This window comes from Kribbella sp. DT2 (assembly GCF_049844575.1).
In the GTDB taxonomy this organism is placed as follows: domain Bacteria; phylum Actinomycetota; class Actinomycetes; order Propionibacteriales; family Kribbellaceae; genus Kribbella.
On sequence record NZ_JBNCLH010000029.1, the window covers coordinates 1 to 521 of the forward strand.

The following is a 521-nucleotide window of genomic DNA, read 5'->3' on the forward strand; positions in this document are numbered from 1 at the left end:
ACGCGGGTGGCTGGTGGTTGGCCGCCGAGTGCGGTGTGGCCGCGGTGGTGATTGTAGGTGTGGAGCCAGGTGGTGAGAGCGGCGCGTCGTTCGGTTTGGGATTGGTAGGGGTGGGCGTAGGCCCATTCCTCGATCAGGGTGCGGTTGAATCGTTCGACTTTGCCGTTGGTTTGCGGCCGGTAGGGCCGTGTTCGTTTGTGGGTGATCTGGGTGTCGGCCAGAGCCTGGGCCCAAAGTCGGGACTTGTAGCAGCTGCCGTTGTCGGTGAGTACTCGTTTGATGGTGATGCCGTGGCCGGTGAAGAAGTTGTGGGCGCGCTGCCAGAACGCGACGGCTGTTTCCTTGCGCTCGTCAGGTAGGACTTCTGAGTAGGCGAGCCGGGAGTGATCGTCGACGGCGTTGTGGACGTAGCTGTAGCCGACATGGCTGTTGCCGTTGCGGTCCCGGGTCTTGCCGGCGGTGCGGGTGCGGTGGCGTTGCCCGGCCTGGCGGCCGACAGTTCGGTGGCCGCCGCCGTCGGG

The 521-nt window shown here is 65.5% G+C and carries 1 protein-coding gene; it reads right to left on the reverse strand.

Annotated features, from left to right (window positions below):
- Nucleotides 1-521 (reverse strand): integrase core domain-containing protein (locus ACLQ2O_RS41925; RefSeq protein WP_425843480.1); only part of this gene is annotated, 521 nt, incomplete at both ends.